Source organism: Pseudomonas sp. MWU12-2029 (assembly GCF_023242425.1).
In the GTDB taxonomy this organism is placed as follows: domain Bacteria; phylum Pseudomonadota; class Gammaproteobacteria; order Pseudomonadales; family Pseudomonadaceae; genus Aquipseudomonas; species Aquipseudomonas kribbensis.
Map to the genome: position 1 here is coordinate 66379 of NZ_JALJDY010000005.1, position 18240 is coordinate 84618.

27 protein-coding genes are annotated in these 18240 nt (G+C 59.7%); 24 read left to right on the forward strand and 3 right to left on the reverse strand.

The features are described 5' to 3' along the window. Window positions 1-2 precede the first annotated feature (2 nt). From M5B44_RS13630 to M5B44_RS13650, 5 genes are all read left to right on the forward strand, one after another. A complete protein-coding gene (locus tag M5B44_RS13630; protein WP_197867910.1) occupies window positions 3-338 on the forward strand; it encodes an MFS transporter in 336 nt (111 codons plus the stop codon). Then, on the forward strand, window positions 335-682 hold the full coding sequence (locus M5B44_RS13635) for a hypothetical protein (protein WP_248739486.1): 348 nt from the start codon (window positions 335-337) through the stop codon (window positions 680-682). The genes M5B44_RS13630 and M5B44_RS13635 overlap by 4 nt, the downstream gene beginning before the upstream one ends. Window positions 683-735: 53 nt before the next feature. Further along, a complete protein-coding gene (locus tag M5B44_RS13640; RefSeq protein ID WP_248739487.1) occupies window positions 736-951 on the forward strand; it encodes a hypothetical protein in 216 nt (71 codons plus the stop codon). A gap of 76 nt (window positions 952-1027) precedes the next feature. After that, on the forward strand, window positions 1028-1216 hold the full coding sequence (locus tag M5B44_RS13645) for a hypothetical protein (RefSeq protein WP_248739488.1): 189 nt from the start codon (window positions 1028-1030) through the stop codon (window positions 1214-1216). After that, entirely contained in the window at window positions 1213-1467 is a 255-nt protein-coding gene (locus M5B44_RS13650; protein ID WP_085708288.1) for a hypothetical protein, read from the forward strand. Before M5B44_RS13645 ends, M5B44_RS13650 begins: the two co-directional genes overlap by 4 nt. Window positions 1468-1507: 40 nt before the next feature. Here M5B44_RS13650 and M5B44_RS13655 read toward each other — a convergent pair whose 3' ends face one another. Continuing rightward, window positions 1508-1711: a hypothetical protein gene (locus M5B44_RS13655; RefSeq protein WP_248739489.1), complete on the reverse strand. Its 204-nt coding sequence runs from the start codon at window positions 1709-1711 to the stop codon at window positions 1508-1510. Further along, window positions 1712-1906: a hypothetical protein gene (locus M5B44_RS13660; RefSeq protein ID WP_248739490.1), complete on the reverse strand. Its 195-nt coding sequence runs from the start codon at window positions 1904-1906 to the stop codon at window positions 1712-1714. Between the two features lie 76 nt (window positions 1907-1982). Between M5B44_RS13660 and M5B44_RS13665 the strand changes: the two genes are divergently transcribed. The 5 genes from M5B44_RS13665 to M5B44_RS13685 are packed head-to-tail and all read left to right on the forward strand — an operon-like array spanning window position 1983 to window position 6910. Further along, window positions 1983-2606 (forward strand): putative metallopeptidase, encoded by a 624-nt coding sequence (locus tag M5B44_RS13665; RefSeq protein ID WP_248739491.1) that lies wholly within the window; start codon window positions 1983-1985, stop codon window positions 2604-2606. Between the two features lie 31 nt (window positions 2607-2637). Continuing rightward, the gene (locus M5B44_RS13670; protein ID WP_248739492.1) at window positions 2638-3114 is read left to right on the forward strand and encodes a DUF2280 domain-containing protein; all 477 of its coding nucleotides are present in this window, start codon (window positions 2638-2640) and stop codon (window positions 3112-3114) included. Continuing rightward, entirely contained in the window at window positions 3086-4387 is a 1302-nt protein-coding gene (locus tag M5B44_RS13675; RefSeq protein ID WP_248739493.1) for a terminase large subunit domain-containing protein, read from the forward strand. Before M5B44_RS13670 ends, M5B44_RS13675 begins: the two co-directional genes overlap by 29 nt. Further along, window positions 4384-5844 carry a DUF4055 domain-containing protein gene (locus M5B44_RS13680; protein WP_248739494.1) on the forward strand — a complete coding sequence of 487 codons (1461 nt, stop codon included), beginning with the start codon at window positions 4384-4386 and terminating at the stop codon, window positions 5842-5844. Before M5B44_RS13675 ends, M5B44_RS13680 begins: the two co-directional genes overlap by 4 nt. After that, window positions 5819-6910, forward strand: coding sequence for a minor capsid protein (locus M5B44_RS13685; protein ID WP_248739495.1), 1092 nt, complete (start codon window positions 5819-5821; stop codon window positions 6908-6910). Before M5B44_RS13680 ends, M5B44_RS13685 begins: the two co-directional genes overlap by 26 nt. Here the strand turns inward: M5B44_RS13685 and M5B44_RS13690 are convergent, their stop codons facing one another. Continuing rightward, window positions 6911-7414 (reverse strand): hypothetical protein, encoded by a 504-nt coding sequence (locus tag M5B44_RS13690; protein WP_248739496.1) that lies wholly within the window; start codon window positions 7412-7414, stop codon window positions 6911-6913. A 117-nt stretch (window positions 7415-7531) separates the two neighbouring features. Here M5B44_RS13690 and M5B44_RS13695 point away from each other — a divergent pair, with 117 nt between their 5' ends. From M5B44_RS13695 to M5B44_RS13760, 14 genes are all read left to right on the forward strand, one after another. Next, window positions 7532-8239, forward strand: a complete 708-nt coding sequence (locus tag M5B44_RS13695) for a hypothetical protein (protein WP_248739497.1) — start codon at window positions 7532-7534, stop codon at window positions 8237-8239. A gap of 11 nt (window positions 8240-8250) precedes the next feature. Next, entirely contained in the window at window positions 8251-9219 is a 969-nt protein-coding gene (locus tag M5B44_RS13700; protein WP_248739498.1) for a major capsid protein, read from the forward strand. Window positions 9220-9270: 51 nt separating this feature from the next. Then, window positions 9271-9852 (forward strand): hypothetical protein, encoded by a 582-nt coding sequence (locus M5B44_RS13705; protein WP_248739499.1) that lies wholly within the window; start codon window positions 9271-9273, stop codon window positions 9850-9852. A 55-nt stretch (window positions 9853-9907) separates the two neighbouring features. Further along, window positions 9908-10411, forward strand: a complete 504-nt coding sequence (locus M5B44_RS13710; protein WP_248739500.1) for a DnaT-like ssDNA-binding protein — start codon at window positions 9908-9910, stop codon at window positions 10409-10411. Window positions 10412-10413: 2 nt separating this feature from the next. Then, window positions 10414-10785, forward strand: a complete 372-nt coding sequence (locus M5B44_RS13715) for a hypothetical protein (RefSeq protein WP_248739501.1) — start codon at window positions 10414-10416, stop codon at window positions 10783-10785. Next, window positions 10782-11438: a hypothetical protein gene (locus M5B44_RS13720; RefSeq protein ID WP_248739502.1), complete on the forward strand. Its 657-nt coding sequence runs from the start codon at window positions 10782-10784 to the stop codon at window positions 11436-11438. Before M5B44_RS13715 ends, M5B44_RS13720 begins: the two co-directional genes overlap by 4 nt. Further along, entirely contained in the window at window positions 11435-11863 is a 429-nt protein-coding gene (locus tag M5B44_RS13725) for a phage tail terminator-like protein (protein WP_119428287.1), read from the forward strand. Before M5B44_RS13720 ends, M5B44_RS13725 begins: the two co-directional genes overlap by 4 nt. A 39-nt stretch (window positions 11864-11902) precedes the next feature. Continuing rightward, window positions 11903-12562: a phage tail protein gene (locus M5B44_RS13730; RefSeq protein WP_119428286.1), complete on the forward strand. Its 660-nt coding sequence runs from the start codon at window positions 11903-11905 to the stop codon at window positions 12560-12562. 9 nt (window positions 12563-12571) lie between these two features. Continuing rightward, window positions 12572-12952: a phage tail assembly chaperone gene (locus M5B44_RS13735; RefSeq protein ID WP_119428285.1), complete on the forward strand. Its 381-nt coding sequence runs from the start codon at window positions 12572-12574 to the stop codon at window positions 12950-12952. Between the two features lie 77 nt (window positions 12953-13029). Continuing rightward, window positions 13030-13275, forward strand: coding sequence for a DUF1799 domain-containing protein (locus M5B44_RS13740; RefSeq protein WP_248739830.1), 246 nt, complete (start codon window positions 13030-13032; stop codon window positions 13273-13275). A gap of 27 nt (window positions 13276-13302) precedes the next feature. Then, window positions 13303-16353, forward strand: a complete 3051-nt coding sequence (locus M5B44_RS13745) for a phage tail tape measure protein (RefSeq protein WP_248739503.1) — start codon at window positions 13303-13305, stop codon at window positions 16351-16353. Beyond that, complete coding sequence (locus tag M5B44_RS13750) at window positions 16353-16691, forward strand: phage tail protein (protein ID WP_248739504.1); 339 nt, start codon at window positions 16353-16355, stop codon at window positions 16689-16691. Before M5B44_RS13745 ends, M5B44_RS13750 begins: the two co-directional genes overlap by 1 nt. A 9-nt stretch (window positions 16692-16700) precedes the next feature. Further along, window positions 16701-17450, forward strand: a complete 750-nt coding sequence (locus tag M5B44_RS13755) for a phage minor tail protein L (protein ID WP_248739505.1) — start codon at window positions 16701-16703, stop codon at window positions 17448-17450. Between the two features lies 1 nt (window position 17451). Next, window positions 17452-18216, forward strand: a complete 765-nt coding sequence (locus tag M5B44_RS13760) for a C40 family peptidase (protein ID WP_248739506.1) — start codon at window positions 17452-17454, stop codon at window positions 18214-18216. Window positions 18217-18240 lie beyond the last annotated feature (24 nt).

An 18240-nucleotide genomic window follows, 5' to 3' on the forward strand; every position in this document is an offset into this window, starting at 1 on the left:
GCATGGAGTTATTGCAGCGCCTGCTCGACAAGATCGACAGGTTTGAATTGCTGATCGCAGGACTGGTCGGCGCTGTCGTCGCAAGCTGGTGGCACAAGGACGATCTGGCCGACTGGCGCGCCTGGTTGATCTTCCTGATTACCGGCATCGCTTGCTCGCTGTACCTGACGAGCATGGTAAGCACCTACCTGGGTGTGACCGAGCCGAAGATCGTCGCCGGTATCGGTTTCCTGCTCGGCACCTTCGGTGGATCGCTGCTCGCGGCCATCAACCGAGCCATCAAAGCCGCTGACCTCTGGGCACTCATACGCCAGCGGTTCGGGGGAGGCAACCCATGAATCTTGAACTGATCAACTCCATCGCCTGCGGCTTGATTGCCTTGTGGGCGACCTGGTGTGTTCTGAGCGGTCGAGTGCGGGATGGTGTCATCGGCAAGCTGATCTATTCGGCGATCGCCATCAGCGGGTTCGTTGTGATGAGTCGGGAGCAGAACATCTTCATGATGGGCCCGACCACGGCCGGGATTACGCTGCACGTTTCGCTGGCCCTGGCCGGCATGCGCCACATATTCATGGTCATCTGGTGGCAGCGGGTGAAGGCATGGCTCTGCCGGACACTGAACTGCGAGCACTGCCTGCGCTGCGACAAGGCGCCGGGTGGGATCGATCGGCGGGCTAAGTAAGGCTCGCTACTTAACTAACGCGCCAAACCATGGCGCACAGAAAGGGAATTCCCATGAAAATCAACAAAACCCAGATCCACTATAACGACATCAAGCTAAACCTGTCCGCCGATGAACTGAAGGCCGCGCTGGTTGCCAAGTACGGCGATGCGGCTTCTCAGATTCAGGGGCAGGACGTTGTCCTCATGAGTTCCGGCTACGACCAGTTCTATCCGGAGTCCGGCGTGACCTTCACCTTTGCCCAGCGGCTGGAAGGCCATAACGGCTGATCGGTTCATCCACGAACTGGTATGTCGCGACACGTTTCGCGAATCAGCTAATTGTGTCGCGACACCGGAGCAAAACATGACCGCAGACATCCACGACATCGCTGCTCAGCGCCCGCACCTGACGGTAGCGGCTGATGATGGTGTCCACGTGATTCCCTGCGACCTGGTGCGTTCAGTGATCGCCGGCAACGAGCTATCGGCCATCCTGACCGAGCCGATTCTGCGCCGGATTATTGAAGAGTGGTTCCAGAGGGTAACGGCATGACCGCGAAGCTCGTTGAGTTCAAGCGTGAGGACTGGCGCGATGCCGCCAAGACGCTGCGCAAGATTGCTGATGATCTCGATGCCGGTGTGCACCCGGAATGCACGGTAGGCGCGCTGACCCTCATGGGGCCGAAAGGCGAAGTGACGGTATTCGGTCTCGGGCCAAAGTGCGATGACCTGCAATGCCTTGGCGCAATGCGCCTGGGTGAGCAGAAGCTGATTGATGTGCTTCTCGATGGCGGGGAAGGGTAGGTGTGCCGCAGGTGAGTGCCGGCACGCCAAGTCCCTCTATCTACAGATCCTCTATTCCGGTGTGCGCTATCTTATGCTTTCGGTGCAGGTCTATGAATTCGTCGCTCGCTTCATGCCAAAGCTCAACATATCTTTTTGATTCTTCAGCAGTTAGACCGACGAAAACCTCTTGACCAGTAGCGTCTGTGTGAATCGCCCTTTGGATAGTTAAAAGCTTTCTGGTGGATTGTTCGAGATCGAGCATTCAATCGTCCTTGTTTAATTGGTTGCATTGCATCTCAGCTTCTGCCTGTGATGCGTAGAACTCCGGGAGGTCTTTTTTCTTCACCATATCGTAGATGCAAAAGCCTGGTGGTGAGGATGTGGAGGTTCTCAGGCCGCTTTTTACGCCACCGATTTCTATCGATATTTGGCGCTTTACCTTGTATCTGTTTTCCATTGCGTCGTCCTTGTGCCGGATTACTGATCACAATCAATACCGGCAACGCGCCACTATTTCAAGCTCAAGGTGACCCATGGATAGACCATACCCTCCCGCGTCCCTGCTTGAGCTGTCTGATCTATCCGACTTTGGAATCCGCCTAGTCCCGGCTCCGGACGTGTGGGAGTGGCTCCAAGCCGAGATCCTCACCGACACCGGAAGCATCCACAACGAAGAACATGCCCATCTGATCGATGCGGACATTCGTGTGATGTGGGCGTCTGCTGCCTTCACGAAGAAGGGGCGTACTGTGGTGGGCCAGGCCGAACAGGTCGCGTTCCGCGCCGGCGGTTGGCAGAAGGCCCGGATGGAGCAGCAGATGATGGATTGGTTCGGCGACGTGCCGGCTTACATCATCACCTTGGCAGCCGACTACTGCGCCCAGTGCTCCGACGCTGACTTCTGTGCGCTGGTCGAACACGAGCTGTATCACATCGCCCAAGCGACCGATAAGTACGGTCTACCAGCTTTCACTCAGGACGGCTTGCCCAAGCTTGAGATGCGCGGACACGACGTTGAAGAGTTCGTCGGTGTGGTGCGTCGGTATGGGGCGAGCCCTCAAGTGCAAGAGCTGGTGGACGCTGCAAACAAGCCTGCTGAGGTAGGAAAAATGAACATTGCGAGGGCCTGCGGAACCTGTCTGCTCAAGTCAGCCTGATTCTGGACAGGCTCTGGACGGATGAAAATCTATGGCAGCCCTTCAAAACGACGTGAAGGCCTTTATCGTTCAGGCCTTGGCGTGCTTCGACACGCCTTCACAGGTTGTTGAAGCCGTCCAAAAGGAATACGGGATATCGGTGACTCGCCAGCAGGTTGAGACGCACGACCCCACAAAAACATCGGGGAAAGGCCTGGCCAAGCGCTGGGTGACGATGTTTGAAGACGCCCGTAAGCGCTTCCGCGAAGAAACCGCCGAGATCCCGATCGCCAACCGAGCTTATCGACTGCGCGCTATGAGCCGGTTCATCGAGAAGGCCGAGTCGATGAAGAACATCGGCTTGGCCATGCAGATCCTGGAGCAGGCTGCGAAGGAAGTCGGCGACGTCTACGTCAACCGGCAAAAAAAGAGTGATGACGAAAGCGAACCGGTAGTGCCGACCTCGGTGCAGGTTCATGTGATCAATGCGAGGAAGCCGGATGCCGAGCCTGAATGTTCCGCAGGCTGACTTCCTCCAGCTTCCACACAAATTCCGTGGTTTCGTTGCCGGTTTTGGCTCGGGCAAGACCTGGGTTGGCTGCGCGGCGCTGTGCAAACATGTGTGGGAGTGGCCTGGCATCAACTCCGGCTACTTCGCTCCGACCTACCCTCAGATCCGCGACATCTTCTTCCCAACCATTGAGGAAGTGGCCTACGACTGGGGCCTGAAGGTCAAGACGAAAGAGAGCGACAAAGAGGTCGACTTCTACAGCGGCCGGCAGTACCGCAGCACGACGATTTGCCGCTCGATGGAGAAGCCGCAAACCATCGTCGGCTTCAAGATCGGCCATGCACTGGTGGATGAGCTCGACGTGCTGCCCTCGCTGAAGGCTCAGCACGCCTGGCGCAAGATCATTGCCCGGATGCGCTACAACGTCGCCGGACTCAAGAACGGCGTGGACGTGACCACGACCCCGGAAGGGTTCAAGTTCGTTTTCCAGCAGTTCGTGAAACAGATTCGCGAGAAGCCGGCGCTGGCCGAGATGTACGGGCTGGTCCAGGCCAGTACCTTCGACAACGAACTGAACCTGCCAGACGACTACATCCCTTCGCTGATGGAGTCGTACCCCGAGCAACTGATCCGCGCGTACCTGAACGGCCAGTTCGTCAACCTGACGTCTGGATCGATCTATCACGCCTACGACCGCAAGCTGAACCAATGCTTCGACACCGTGCAGGCTGGTGAGCCGCTGTTCATCGGCATGGACTTCAACGTCGGCAAGATGGCGGCAATCACCCACGTCAAACGCGATCAGGGCCTGCCGCGCGCCGTGGACGAGCTGATGGATGGCTACGACACGCCGGACATGATCCGTCGCATCAAAGAGCGGTACTGGGAACACACAGGAAACGACTTCAGGAAAACCTGCGAGATCCGGATCTATCCGGACGCCTCCGGCGATTCGCGCAAGTCGGTCAATGCCAGCCTCACCGATATCGCCATGCTCAAGCAGGCTGGCTTTACGGTCATCGCGCCGGCGGCCAACCCGCCGGTGAAGGATCGGATCAACGCCATGAACGCCATGTTCTGCAATGCGCAGGGCGAGCGGCGTTACCTGGTCAACCCGTTCACCTGCCCGACATATGCCGACGGCTTGGAACAGCAGATCTGGGCGCCCAATGGCGAACCGGACAAGAGCCAAGGCAACGACCACGCCAACGACGGCGGCGGTTACTTCATTCACCGCGAGTACCCGATCGTTAAACCGGTCACCTCAATGAAAATGGGAGTCGCCCGATGACGGACGTCACTTTTACCCGTCCCGAGTACAAGGCGGCGCAGTACCGCTGGCGCTTGGTGCGCGACGTCTGCAAGGGATCGGAAACCATCAAGACTGCTGGCGACCGCTATCTGCCGAGGCCGAACGCTGCCGACACCAGTGAGGACAACAAGGAACGCTACGAGGCGTACAAAAAGCGGGCGGTGTTCTACAACGCCACCGGCCGAACGAAACATAGCCTCGTCGGCGCGGTATTTCGCACCTGGCCAACGCTGACCGTTCCCGGCGCGCTCGATTACGCGGCCAAGGACGTCGACGGCCAGGGCGTGAGTATCTACCAGCAATCGCAGTCGGTGATCGGGCACCTACTCGAAGTGGGTCGCCACGGGCTGCTGGTGGATTACGCCGCAGTCGAGGCAGGCACGGTCAGCAAGGCTGACGAGATTTCCGGTCGGGCACGGGCGAGCATTGCCAGCTACACAGCCGAATCCATCATCAACTGGAAGACTCGCCAGGTCGGCGGCCAGCACCTGCTGAGCCTTGTCGTGCTGCGCGAGACGGTGGATGTCGACACGGATGATGGCTTCGGCAGTGAGCAGGTTGTTCAGTACCGCGTATTGCGTCTGGATTCGACCGGGATGTACACGCAGGAGGTCTGGAAGGAAGGGGCGAGCGAGACCTCTCAGATCGTTGCGCCATTCACTCCGCTGAATGGGATTGGCCGTCCATGGCCGGTGATCCCGTTCCAGTTTGTTGGCAGCGAAAACAACGACACCACCATCGACGACGCCCCACTGTACGACATGGCCGAAGTGAACATCGGCCATTACCGGAACAGCGCGGACTATGAGGAAGCGGCCTATCTGGTGGGCCAGCCTCAGCCGTGGATGGCAGGTCTCGATGAACAATGGCGCGACCACATGGAGTCGAACGGGATATTTCTTGGTTCCAGGGCCCCGTGGATTCTTCCGGTCAATGGCAGCTGTGGTGTCTGGCAGGCCTTGCCAAACACAGTCGCCAAGGAAGCCATGGACGCGAAGAAGCAGGACATGGTTTCGCTCGGCGCCCGACTGATCGAGCGTGGTAGTGCGGTGAAGACTGCAACCCAGGCCGATAACGACAGCGCCGCAGAGCACAGCGTCCTGTCGCTTGTGGTCAGCAACGTCAGCGAGGCCTACAGCCAGTGCCTGGCGTGGATGGCTGAATTTGTGAATGCCGCCGGCGAGGTGGTCTACAAGCTCAATCAGGACTTCAGCCAGATCACTCTGGACGCGACGATCTTGGTGGCGCTGTTCAATGCGGTGCAGGGCGGCAAGCTGCCGGAAGGTGACTTCTGGCAGTACCTGCGCGATCGCGGTGTGATCAATCCGGAGAAGACGGACGACGAGATCCGGGATGAGTTGGAGGCGCAAAGCACCGGGCCAGACCTGGACGATACAGAGGTAATCCCGAATGGCGGCAAACCAAACAATCCTTGATGCCACGATCCGGCACGCCGTCTTCCTCGAGCAATTGAAGTCGGGGGAGGTGGCGAAGTTCGCGCCATTCCTCAAGGAGATCGACCGCTCGATCCGTGAGCGACTGACCCGGGCCGACCTGACGGATTACACCGTCGCTCGGCTTGAGCGGCTGCTGAGCGAGGTCGACAGCCTGCTGCTGGGCATCTTCGACCGGTACAGCGAGAAGCTGAACCTCGATCTGGTGGATATCGCCAACTACGAGGCCGAGTTTGAGGCGACCAGCCTGACCCGGGCGGCGCCGGTTGGCGTTTCGTTCGACGCGGCGGTGCCTGGTGCGGCGGCAATCAGGGCGGCAATCCTCACCAATCCGCTCAGCGTGCGCGGCGCTGACGGCGGCAAGCTGCTGAAGTCGTTCATTGATGGCTTCACCGCTACCGAGCGGCAACGCCTCACTGGCGCGATCCGGCAGGGCTTCTTCGAAGGGCAGACCAACTTCCAGATCATCAAGAACATTCGCGGCACCAAGGCACTGAAGTACAACGACGGCATCCTGGCCACGACCAACCGCAACGCCGGTTCGATCGTACGGACTGCGGTGCAGCACGTCGCCACTCAGGCACGCATGGAAACGCTGAAAGCGAACTCCGATGTCGTGCCGTCGGTTGAGTGGGTCAGCACGCTGGACTCGAAGACCACCAGCCAGTGCCGGACGCTGGATAAGCGCCGGTTCAAGCTGACTGAGGGGCCGAGGCCGCCGATCCACATCAACTGCCGTTCGACAGTGGTGGCGGTGACTCGCTTCAGCGCTCTGTTTTCCGAGGGCGCCACGCGTGCATCCGTTGGTGATAACGGCGCGCAGCAGGTGAGGGCAGACCTCAGCTACTATGACTGGCTACAGCAGCAGCCGGCGGCCTTCCAGGACAAAGCTATTGGCCCGGTTCGGGCGAAGCTGTTCCGGGAGGGCGGCCTCAGTGTCGAGCGCTTTGCGGAGCTGCAGCTGGATCGCAACTTTTCACCTCTGACCCTCGTGCAGATGAAGGCTCTTGAGCCTCTGGCATTCGAGCGGGCAGGTTTGGGTAAATAGCTACTTTGAACAGGCGAGTCGGCTTTTCTCAAAGCTTTTCAAAACCAGTGAGAACTGATGCGGCCACTGTTCAATGTTTTTTCTTCCCTCGGATGCGATTTCATCCATGTGATCAATCTCGTTTAACTCATTATTTACAGCAGCCTCCAATGCCTCCGCGAAGCCACGAGTTGGCTCACCAAGATCACCAGGTGCATATGCGACGAGCTCATAAGCTGCTGAGACTGTCGCGCTGACTAACGGCCGAGTGTCATCAATGCTCAAACGCTCATCTCCTGACTCGCTGTTGAGCCGACCATTAGCGCTGAGGAATTTTGCCGCTTTTTCTCGGACTATCGCCTCCTGCTTGTCGATCCGATCAATACAGCTGAGCGTCATTGCTTGCTTTGTAGATTGATAGCTAGAAAACCAAGTCAGCGATGAGCCGACTATTGCCACCGCAACAGCACCCCAGGCGACCAAGCCCCCGCTAGATGTTGAGCTATTCGACTTTTTTGTTGCCATGAGTCGGTGCTACTCCAAGTGCTTGTTCGCAAACCGCGAATCCTATCGTAAATGTCGCTAAACGCGGCTGATTCTCACGCAGGCAGGGCCTGCACATACGTCTCTGGGAGACAACCAATGCTGAAATTCCAACTGGATACCCTGGAAGGGGTAGATGAAGCCGTGCGCGCTCTTTACACCGAGAAGGACGGCAAGTTCGTACTCGGCATTGAAGGTCTGCCGCAGCAAGAAGATGTATCCGGCCTGAAGGCCAAGGTTGATGAACTGCTCGGCGAGAAAAAGCTGGCCGAGAAGAAGGCGCGTGAAGCGGAGGAGGCCGCTCGCCTGGAGCGTGAAGAAGCCGCTCGCAAGTCCGGCAACGTCGAAGAAATCGACAGGTCCTGGTCTGAAAAATACAACCGCCTTGAAACAGAGAAAAACACTCTGTTGGAGCAGGAGCGGGCAACGCTGAGCGGGCAGATCCGGGATCTGACTGTCGGCCGTACCGCTACTGATATCGCGTCTGCTCTGGCTGTTCAAGGCAGCGCCAAAGCCCTGTTGCCGCACATCGAGCGCCGCCTGAGCGTCGAGCAGCGCGACGGGAAGCCTGTTGTGGTCGTACTCGACGCGCAGGGCAAGCTCTCGGCGGCAACGCTGGACGAGTTGAAAGCAGAAATCGCGAATGACGCGGCGTTCGCGCCGCTGATCGCGGGTAGTAAGGCATCGGGCGGCGGGGCCGGCGGTGCGGGAACAGGCGGCGGGGCCGCACAAGGAAACATCGGCGGCACCAAGGTGGAGCGAACGGCGGCAATCGCCGGGAAGTTCCCAGACCTCCCACTCAAGTAAGGAAATAATCCATGTCTTTGACTCAAATGCAGGTATTCAACCAGTACGTGATGCCTGCCACGCTGGAAACGCTTGATCAGATGACCGATGCGTTCAACCAAGCCAGCAATGGCGCCATTGTGCTGTCCCCTGATGGCTTCACCGGAGACTTCTTGCAGGAGTCGTTCTTCCAGAACCTGGCATCGGCTCAACGTCGGGTCGATCGCTACGCAGCCAACGCCACTGTCAGTGCAACTGATCTGACTGAGCTGAAAAACACCTCGGTGAAAATCGCTGGTGGCTTCGGCCCGCTGCGCTACGAGCCGTCGCAAATGTCGTGGTTGCAACGCCCGACTGCCCAGGGTATCGAAGTTGCCAGCCGTGCTTTCGCAGAAGTCCTGCTGAAGGATCAACTGAACACCGCTATCGCTGCACTGGTTGCTGCGATCACCGCTCAGGCTGCCGCGACGAACGATATCTCGGCCACTGCCGGGATCACCCAGTCCGGGCTGAACAACTCGCACGCCAAGTTCGGAGACTCCAGCCAGAATCTGGTCACTCAGGTTATGCAGGGCTCGACCTGGCACAAACTGGTCGGCCAAGGCTTGGTCAACTCGGCGAATCTGTTCCTGGCTGGCAACGTCCGCGTTGTCGACATCCTGGGCAAGATCTCCATCGTGACCGATGCCCCTGCGCTGATGCAGGCGGGCACCCCGAACAAGGAAATCATCCTGTCCCTGGTCGCCGGTGCCGCTTTGGTTCACGACAACCGAGACATCATCTCGAACGTCGAGACCACTAACGGCAAGGGCCGCATCGAAACAACCATCCAGACCGACTACACGTTTGGCCTGGGCCTGAAGGGCTACACCTGGGACACCACGGCCGGTGGCGCTTCCCCAACTGACGCCGAATTGGCGACCGGTACCAACTGGGACAAGACCGCCGCCAGCATCAAGCACACGGCTGGTGTTGCTCTGATCGGTGACGCCTCCAAGTAACCCTGCGATGTCCAAGCCGGGACGTGTGCCCGGCTTGGCGGAGATGCAATCATGAGCAACAAAATTTGGTATCTGCCTGGTCCGTTCCATCAATATCTGGAGGACGTGAAGGCGCTGGCGAAGGAACGCGGCCTCCGCATCATTGACGCGAATGTCACCGAAAGCCGTGAAGGTGAGGCGCACGATGTGCCGGAAGTGACGTTGCGACAGACCGAGTCGGCGCCGGTGCTGCTGGTCGCCGGCAGCGGTGGCGTTGATAGCGTTGCGCTGCAGGAGCTGATCGACAAGTTGAACGCAGAGCGCGACGGCATCGTGTCGCTGATCGAGGCTGCCGAAGGCTTGTCTGAACTGGAGCATCCGGGCGCCGGCGAACTGCCGATCCGCTTGTTCGGTGCGCTGAAAGCCATTCATGAAGGCTTTGAAGGGCTGAAGGGTGATCGTGACAGCTTGGCGGGCGAGGTTGAATCCTTACGCGAAGAAGTCGAACGCCTCAAAGTGGCAGCTGAGCCGGTCGACAATGCCGAGAAGATCGCCGGCCTCAAAGCGCAACTCGATGCGGCCAATGTGCCGTACCGGGCGAATGCTTCGGTTGAGTCACTGGAAAGGGCGGTTTCGGAACTTCCGAAGGCGTAATAATTCGGGCGCCCACCAAACGGCGCCCGGCCCAACTCACACAGCGAGCTGATTCATGACTCTCATCATCGAGGACGGTACTGGCAAGCCTGACGCCGAAAGCTACGCATCTGCCGAAGACCTGACCATGTACGCCGTGAAGTTCGGCGTGGTCATCCCGGCGGAGGTGCCAGCACAGGAAGCGCTGCTGCGCCGTGCCGCATTGGCGATGGATGGTATGACGTGGAAGGGGCGGAAAACCAACAGCGAGCAGGCCCTGTCCTGGCCGCGCCGGGGCGTTGAGCTGGATCGCGAGATCAAGCCCGACAACTACCTTCCGGCGCGAATCCAGTACGGTCAGATGGCGCTGGCAGCCGAGATCCACACCGACGATGTCGATCCAATCGACCAGCGTCAGGGCGCAGTGATCCGTGAGCGAGTAGAAGGTGCGGTGGATGTTGAATACGCGCCCCTTAGCAACACCAGCGGCAGGCTTTTGCCTGCAGCTCCAAATCGGCCCAGCCGAACCCAATTCGCCGATTATCTGGCCAAGCGAGGCCTGTTTGCCGTGAGGGCCTAACAATGAGCGCGTTCTACGACCGCACGGCTGCGACTGCTCTGCGGTTGATTACGCAGTTCGGCCAGTCGGTGACCATCCGCGCCACAACCGTCGGCGAGTACGACCCGGAAGCCGGCTCGGCACCGCCTGACAGCACCAAAGAGCAGACCGCCCAAGGAGTCCTGCTCGACTTCACCGGTCAGGAATTCCAGAACAACAGCCTCATCAAGCAGGGCGACAAGAAGCTCAAGATCGCCGCGCAGGGGCTGGAGTGGGTTCCGGACTTGCTGAACAAGGTGATCATTCAGGGCCGCACCTGGTCAATTGTGCCGCCTCTGAAAGAGGTGAATCCGGCCGGCACCCCAATCCTGTATGAGCTGCAGGTGCGGTCATGAGCAGAGCGGGCACTGGCCAGTCCGGTAGCTTCGCATTGAGCCTGGCCGAATTCGCAGCCCAGACCAGTGAAGCCATCGACGCCAGTGTGCGCGAGATCATCATCGAGCTGGGTAGCAGCCTGATCCGCATGTCCCCCGTGGGCAACCCCGAGATCTGGGCGGCGAATGTCGCTCACCGCCAGGCGAACACCCGGGCGGCCGACGACTACGACTTCAAGGTGGCCGTACGAAACACGCTTATCAACCTGGATGAAAGTAATTTCACGAAGGCGGGGAAGCTGAAGCGCGGCGTGAAGTACGCCAAGCCCCTGACCAAGACTGAGCGCGACCAGAACTTCAACGTGAACGGTCTCGTTGCCGGCAATGACTACGTCGGCGGCCGATTCCGGGCGAACTGGCATCTGTCCATCGGTGTTGTCGAGAACGTCACATTCGACGAGGTGGACCCGAGTGGCGCCGAGACCATTGCGGTCTTGGTCGCTGCCATCAGCGACTTCACCGCAGGCCAGATGGTCTACCTCATCAACAATTTGCCCTATGCGATCCCGCTGGAGTTCGGACACTCGACCCAGGCCCCAAGCGGCATGGTCCGGGTAACTGTGGCCCGCTTCCAGCAGATCGTGCAGGAGGCCATTAGGAACAATCAGGTATGAGTCACGCACGCGCCCGTCAGGCCATCGAAACGAAGCTGGTCGCGTGGTCGGCTGCGCGTCCTATACGAGTGGCCTATTCGAATCAGCCATTTACACCAGGCCCATCTGAAACATATCTGCGAGCCTTCCAGCTGCCAGCCAGCACCACCTGCCGTTATCTCGGCGGCGACGCCTATGAGTACACCGGCGTTTATCAGATCAGCATTGTCTGTCCATCTGCCCAGGCCATGGCCACCGCCGAGACTCTCGTTGAAGAGCTGACACGGCTCTTTCGCGTGGACACGCCGTTGGCCCGTAACGGGTTCGATGGCCTCATCACTGAGCCGGTAGATCAGGGGCCAACTATCACAGAGTCGGCGACCTACACGGTCCCGACCAGCTTCACCTACGCAGGTGTCGCAGACCAACCGCCCGCTGGGGCATAACCTACCGCCGTCAGGCGGGCATTCAAGAGGAAACACACCATGGCCGCACGCTTTCCGCTGCCGAACGGCGCTGTGCTGGAGATCGCCAGCATTATGGGATCCGCCGTCGCTTTCACCGCCCTGACCAATGCGAAACCGCCGGTCGCCGCTTCTGTTGGGCACGACATCGAAAACGGCGATGTTTTGCTGATCAACTCGGGTTGGGCGCTGATCAATGACCGCGCAGTAAAGGCGTCCGGCGTAACCGCCGATGCTTTTGCGTTGGCTGGTCTCAACACCACCAATACCGACAAATTCACTGTCGGCGCAGGTTCAGGCTCCGTGATCCCGGTATCTGGATGGACGCAAATCTCGAAAGTCACCTCTTTCACATCGTCCGGCGGCGATCAGCAATACCAAACTGTCGGCTACCTGGAAGATGACGACGACAAGCAGTTTCCAACCAACCGCAACCCGACCACGATCACCATCGTGGTTGAGGATCAGCCGACCGCTCAATACGTCGAGACTGTCGAAGGCTTCGATGACACCAAAGAGCTGGCCGTCGTGCGCATGAAGTTGCGCAATGGCGATCAAATCCTCTACCCAGGCTATGTGAGCATCACCCCCGATCCAACGATGGAGCGCAACAACGTAATGACGCGCACCATCAGCATCGGGCTTTCGGCTCGCTCGCTCCGCTATTTGGCCGGCGCATAAGGACTTCCCATGGCAAAGATCAGGATCGCCCAGAACCCTACGTTCAAGGCTCTCGTCCACATACCCATCGTCGGGTGCGAGCCCGAGGCAATCGAGTTCACCTTCAAGTATCGCGATCGCCCGGCACTCGCCGCGCTGTTTGACGAGTGGAACTTGAAGGCGAAGGAAATGCGCGAGGGGTTCGGGGATGGCACCACATTGTCGGATGTCGTTGCTGCTGAAACCGAGTATCAAGTTCAGCAGGTCAAGGATTTGGTCGCTGGATGGGGCTTCGATGACAAGTTCGACGACAAGAGCATCCTTGCCCTTGTGAAGTCGTGTCAGGGGACCGCCGAAGCGGTAGTGAATGCCTATCAGAGCGCGTTCAATCAGGCCCGCTTGGGAAACTGAGAGAAGCAGCCGCGGCGTTGTACGAAAGCGGGCCCTCTGCTGAGCAGTTGGCCATCCTCGGGCTGACGGCTGCCGATATGTTGGGTGACGATGTAGAGGTCTGGCCATGCAACTGGCCAGCCTTCCTCTTGTTCAACCGAATGTCCACGCAGTGGCGGGTCGGCTCTGGTGGCCCGATCGGTCTCGATTACAACTGCATCCGCGACGTTGCCGGCTTCCTCGGCATCAAGAAAAAGAAACTCGCTGAAATCTTTCCTGACCTGCAGGTGCTGGAAGGCGAAGCCCTGCGCGTCATGGCAGAGGAAAGGGAAAACAGCCCGTAAGCACGGGCACTTATTCAAGGTGAGTCGATGAACATTTCCGAACTCGGCATCAAGATCGACTCGGCCGATGCAATCGAGGCAAAAACCAGCCTGGATGATATGGCGAAGGCTGGCGGCCGAGCAGAGCAGTCCGCCCTTTCGCTGATGAACGAAATGCAGGCGCTGGAGAAGTCGCTTTCGACTAGCGCCAAGACCACGCAGGATCTCGCGAAACAGCGCGATGCGCTGGCAAAGCTGACGAAAACCGGTGCTTATGGCGAGGCTGAGGCCGCGAAGATCTCGGCACAGCTCGACAAGCAGCAGGTTGCTCTGGCCAAGTCGGCCATGGACGAGCAAAAGGCGCTGAACAGCCTTCTGGGCGCCATTGACCCGGCCCGCGCCGCGCTGGCGAAACTGGACACCCAGGTTGAGCAATTGGGCAAGCATCTGGACGCTGGGCGGATCAGTCAGGACGAATACAACACCGCCCTGAGCAAGATCGACAAGGACTACGACAAGCTCAATAAAACCACCACCGGCTTCGACAAGCTGCGCCTCGGCACCCGCCAGGCACAGGAAAACGTCGTGCAACTCGGAAATGCGCTGTCGTCTGGCGACTGGGGCAGTGGCGTCCGCGCAGTTGCTCAGTTGGGCGCCGGTGCAGGCGCTGGCGCTGCTGGGTTGCTCGCGATGCTTGCGCCAATCGCGCTCGCCACTGCGGCGGTTGGTGGGCTGGCATACGCCTTCTACAAGGGCAGCGAGGAGCAAGACAGCTACAACAAATCACTGATCCTGACCGGCAATTATGCCGGCGTGAGTGCCGGGCAGTTGGGCGATATGGCTCGCCAGGTCAGCGCTACCGTTGGCACTACCGGCCAGGCCGCAGCCGTGCTTGCGCTGCTTGCCGACAACGGCAAGATCGCCGGTGAGAGCTTCACCGGCATCACCCAGGCTGCCGTGTCGATGCAGGAAGCAACTGGCAAGGCCGTGAGTGAGACGGTGGCTGAGTTCGCCAAGCTTGCAGACGACCCGGTCAAGGCGTCTGCCGCGCTGAATGAGCAGTATCACTACCTGACCGCGTCGGTTTACTCGCAAATCGCCGCACTGGAGAAGCAGGGCGACCATGCCGGCGCCGTGAAGCTTGCGACCGAGCAGTACGCTGATGCGATCAACGAACGCACTCCACGCATTCTGGAAAACCTGAGTTTTTGGGAGAAAGGCTACAACGCCGTTGCGCGTGCCGCTGACGGGCTGAAGAACATTGGCCGACCAGATATCAACGCCGATATCGAGCAGGCCCGGCGCAACCTGGAGTCTGCCCAATTGGGTAACGTCGGCTTGTTCCAGAACAAGCAGGAGATGATCGATCTCTACCAGAATCGTCTCAACATGCTGGAGGATCAGAAGGCAGCGGAAGCCGACATCGCCAAGTGGCAGGGGGAGCAGGCAAAAGCCCAAGGCGACGCCGTATCGTCGATGGCGAAGATCGACGCTCTGACCAAATCGGCATGGTCGAACGAGCAGAAGCGAACAGAGGCGATCAAGGACTACAAGCGGCAGCTCGAAGACATTCGCAAGGTGGCGCCCAACGATCCGCGCTTGAATCAGGCGGCGATCGACAAGAACCTGGCGAACATCAACGAACAGTTCAAGGATCCGAAAACCGCTGGCACACAGGTCGATCTGACCGGTTTCAACAACGCCAAAAACAATCTGGCGGCCATCAGCGAGGAATACAAAAACGCCCAGAAGGAACTGGACGCGGCGCAGAAGGCCGGGCTCGTTTCCCAGGCTGACTATGCCCTGAAACGCGAAGCGCTGATCGGCAACGAGCGCGATGAAGTGACCGCAGCCTACGAGGCTGAAATCGCAGCGCTGGAATCCGTCAAGGCGAAGAAAACCACCTCCGCTGCGCAGAGCATCCAGCTCGACCAAAAAATCGCCGATGCGCGAGCCGGGATGGTCAAGGCGCAGAAGGAGGCTGACAGCCAGCTCGAAGTTCTGGCCACGAACGAGACCGGCCGCCTTGCTCGACAAGAGCGGTCGATCACGACCTACGTTCAGGCCCTGGCCCAGCAGCAGCGGGCTTTGGAGCTGGCAGGACAGCGCGCCGTTCTCGGCGTCGGCCAGGGCGATCGTCAGAACGCGCTCAACAACGAGCTGAACAGCCAGCAAGACCGGTTTGCTCAGCAGTCGCTGGAGCTCGCCAATCAGAAGTCAGATCCGTCGCGGAACATGTCGGAGGAGGAGTTCACCCGTAAGTCGCAGGCGCTCGCCGACGCGAACAAAGCTGCTACTGACCAGATCCGGCAGAATTATGCGGATGTGGAAAAAGCGCAAGGTGACTGGACCAAAGGGGCGACATCGGCCTGGGCCAATTATCTGGATTCGGCGAGCAACATTGCCGGCCAAACGAAAACCTTGTTCGGAAACGCGTTCAGCTCGATGGAAGACGCGATCGTCAACTTCGCCATGACCGGGAAGCTGTCGTTTGCTGACTTCACCAAGTCGATTTTGGCGGACATGGCGCGGATCGCGACTCGGCAAGCCAGCTCGGCGTTACTGAGCAGCCTGGTCGGTGCCGCAACCAGCTACTTCACTGGCAGTGGTAGCGGGAATGGGCTGGCGGCTGGATCCGCTGGCGCAACGTCCTCGAACCTCGGCGCGTCTTCGGCTGGCTATTCCGGTAGCTACTTTCCTCAGGCCCTCGGCGGCGCCTGGTCGTCTGGCGTGCAGATGTTTGCCAACGGTGGCGCCTTTACCAACAGCATCGTCAGCACGCCGACCGCCTTCGGGATGGCCGGCGGCCAGTCTGGCGTCATGGGCGAAGCTGGGCCGGAGGCAATCATGCCTCTGACCAGAACCTTCAGCGGCAAGTTGGGCGTTATCGCTGCCGGCGGCGGATCCGGTACTGCAATCAGCATCAACGCACCGGTGACGGTGGTAACCGAGGATCGCAGCTCCGAAGGCATGCAAATTGACCAGCAGGCGCTGTCGAGAAACCTGCAATCGCAGATGCAGGCTGTGGCCGAGAAGGCCGTAGCCGACTCTTGGCGCGCGGGCGGTACCAGCTTCCGAAATGCAAATGGGAGGGCCTGATGGCCATTGAGAAATTCACCTGGCCAACCGAGCGCGGGGAAACACCCGATATCAACTATCGGGTGCGTACTTCGAAGTTCGGCAATGGCTACGCACAGAACGTCGGCGACGGCCCGAACAACAAAGAGGACTCTTACCCGATCACCTACGCCGGCCAGAAGGCCAAGGTGCTGGAGATCATGGCGTTCCTCGACCGGCACGCCGGTGCGAAAGTGTTTCTTTGGAAAACACCGCTCGGGGAGCTCGGCCTGTTCACTTGCAAAAATCCCGCTCCCACGCCAATGGGCGGCGGCGTCTTCAAACTCACCGCCACCTTCGAGCGGGCATTCCAACCATAAGGGGCAATCATGCCGCTGATCAGTGACATCCAGGTGCTTGAGCCTGGCAGCGAAGTGCTGCTCTTTGAATTGGACGGCACGGACTACGGCGCGGATGTTTTGCGCTTCCATGGGCACGCGATTCCGCACACGGCGGCCGAGTTGATCGCCGCCGGCGACGACGCGGACCAGCTGCCGGCGAAGGCGATCTACTGGCAGGGCAACGAGTACAGCGCATGGCCGATGCAGATCGACGGCATCGAGGCGAACGGTGACGGCACAGCCGTTCGGCCCACACTGTCGGTCGGCAACGTCAACGGGCGCATCACTGCGCTTTGTCTGGCGTTCGAGGATCTGCTCGAGTTCAAGCTGACCATGCGCCACACGCTGGGCACGTACCTGGACGCGGCGAACTTTCCGGCCGGCAACCCAACGGCAGATCCAACCCAGGAGACGATCGAGGTCTGGTACATCGACCAGAAAACGAACGAGGACGGAGAAACGGTCAGTTGGGAGTTGGCCAGCCCGGGCGACGTCGGTAACGAGTCAATAGGCCGGCAGGCCACGACCCTATGCCACTGGTGCCTTACCGGCGGCTACCGAGGACCGAACTGCGGTTACACCGGCCCGTACGTGACCAAGGACGGCGTCGTTACTGACAACCCTGAACTGGACGAATGCGACGCCACCCTGGGCAAAGGTTGCATCCCTCGCTTCGGAGAGGGCAACCCGCTGCCGTTCGGTGGCTTCCCGGCTGTTTCGCTGATCGCACGGAGCTGACATGCGCAAACACATTCTCAACGCGATCCAGGCTCACGCGGCGGCCGAGTACCCGAAAGAGTGCTGCGGCCTGCTGCTGGCGGTGGGCCGCAAACAGCAGTATTACCCGTGCCGCAACGTATCGACCGAGCCGAACGAGGAATTTCGAATCGACCCGGAGGAGTACGCGGCGGCGGAGGATGTCGGCGAGGTAATCGGGGTGGTGCACTCGCATCCGGACGCCACCAGCAGGCCGTCACCGCGCGACCTGGCCATGTGCGAGGCGACCGCGCTGCCGTGGCACATCCTGAGCTGGCCCGAGGGCGATCTGCGTACCGTCATGCCTACCGGTGAGGTGCCGCTACTCAAGCGACCATTCGTCCACGGCGCCTGGGACTGCTGGCAAGTCTGTGCCGATTGGTACAAGCGCGAGTGGGGACTGGAGTTCGAAGCCTTCAAGCGTGCTGACGGATGGTGGGAGAGCAAGGACAACACCAGCCTTTACGAGGCGAACTACGAAGCCGCCGGCTTCTACCGCGTCGACCAACCGCAGCGCGGCGACATGATCGTGATGGAAGTGGGGCGCACGTTTTACCCAAACCATGCCGGGATCTTCCTTGGCGCCGATCCGGCATTGCCCGGCGAGGATGCCGCGACGTTCGGGCCTGGTCCGTTCCTGCTGCACCACCTATATGGCAGGCCATCCGAGGTCATCGTTTTCGGTGGCCCGTGGCTCGACCGTACCCGGCTGATACTCAGGCACAGAAATGCTAGTCCAGCTGAGTAAGGCGTTGAGACGCTCTATACACCG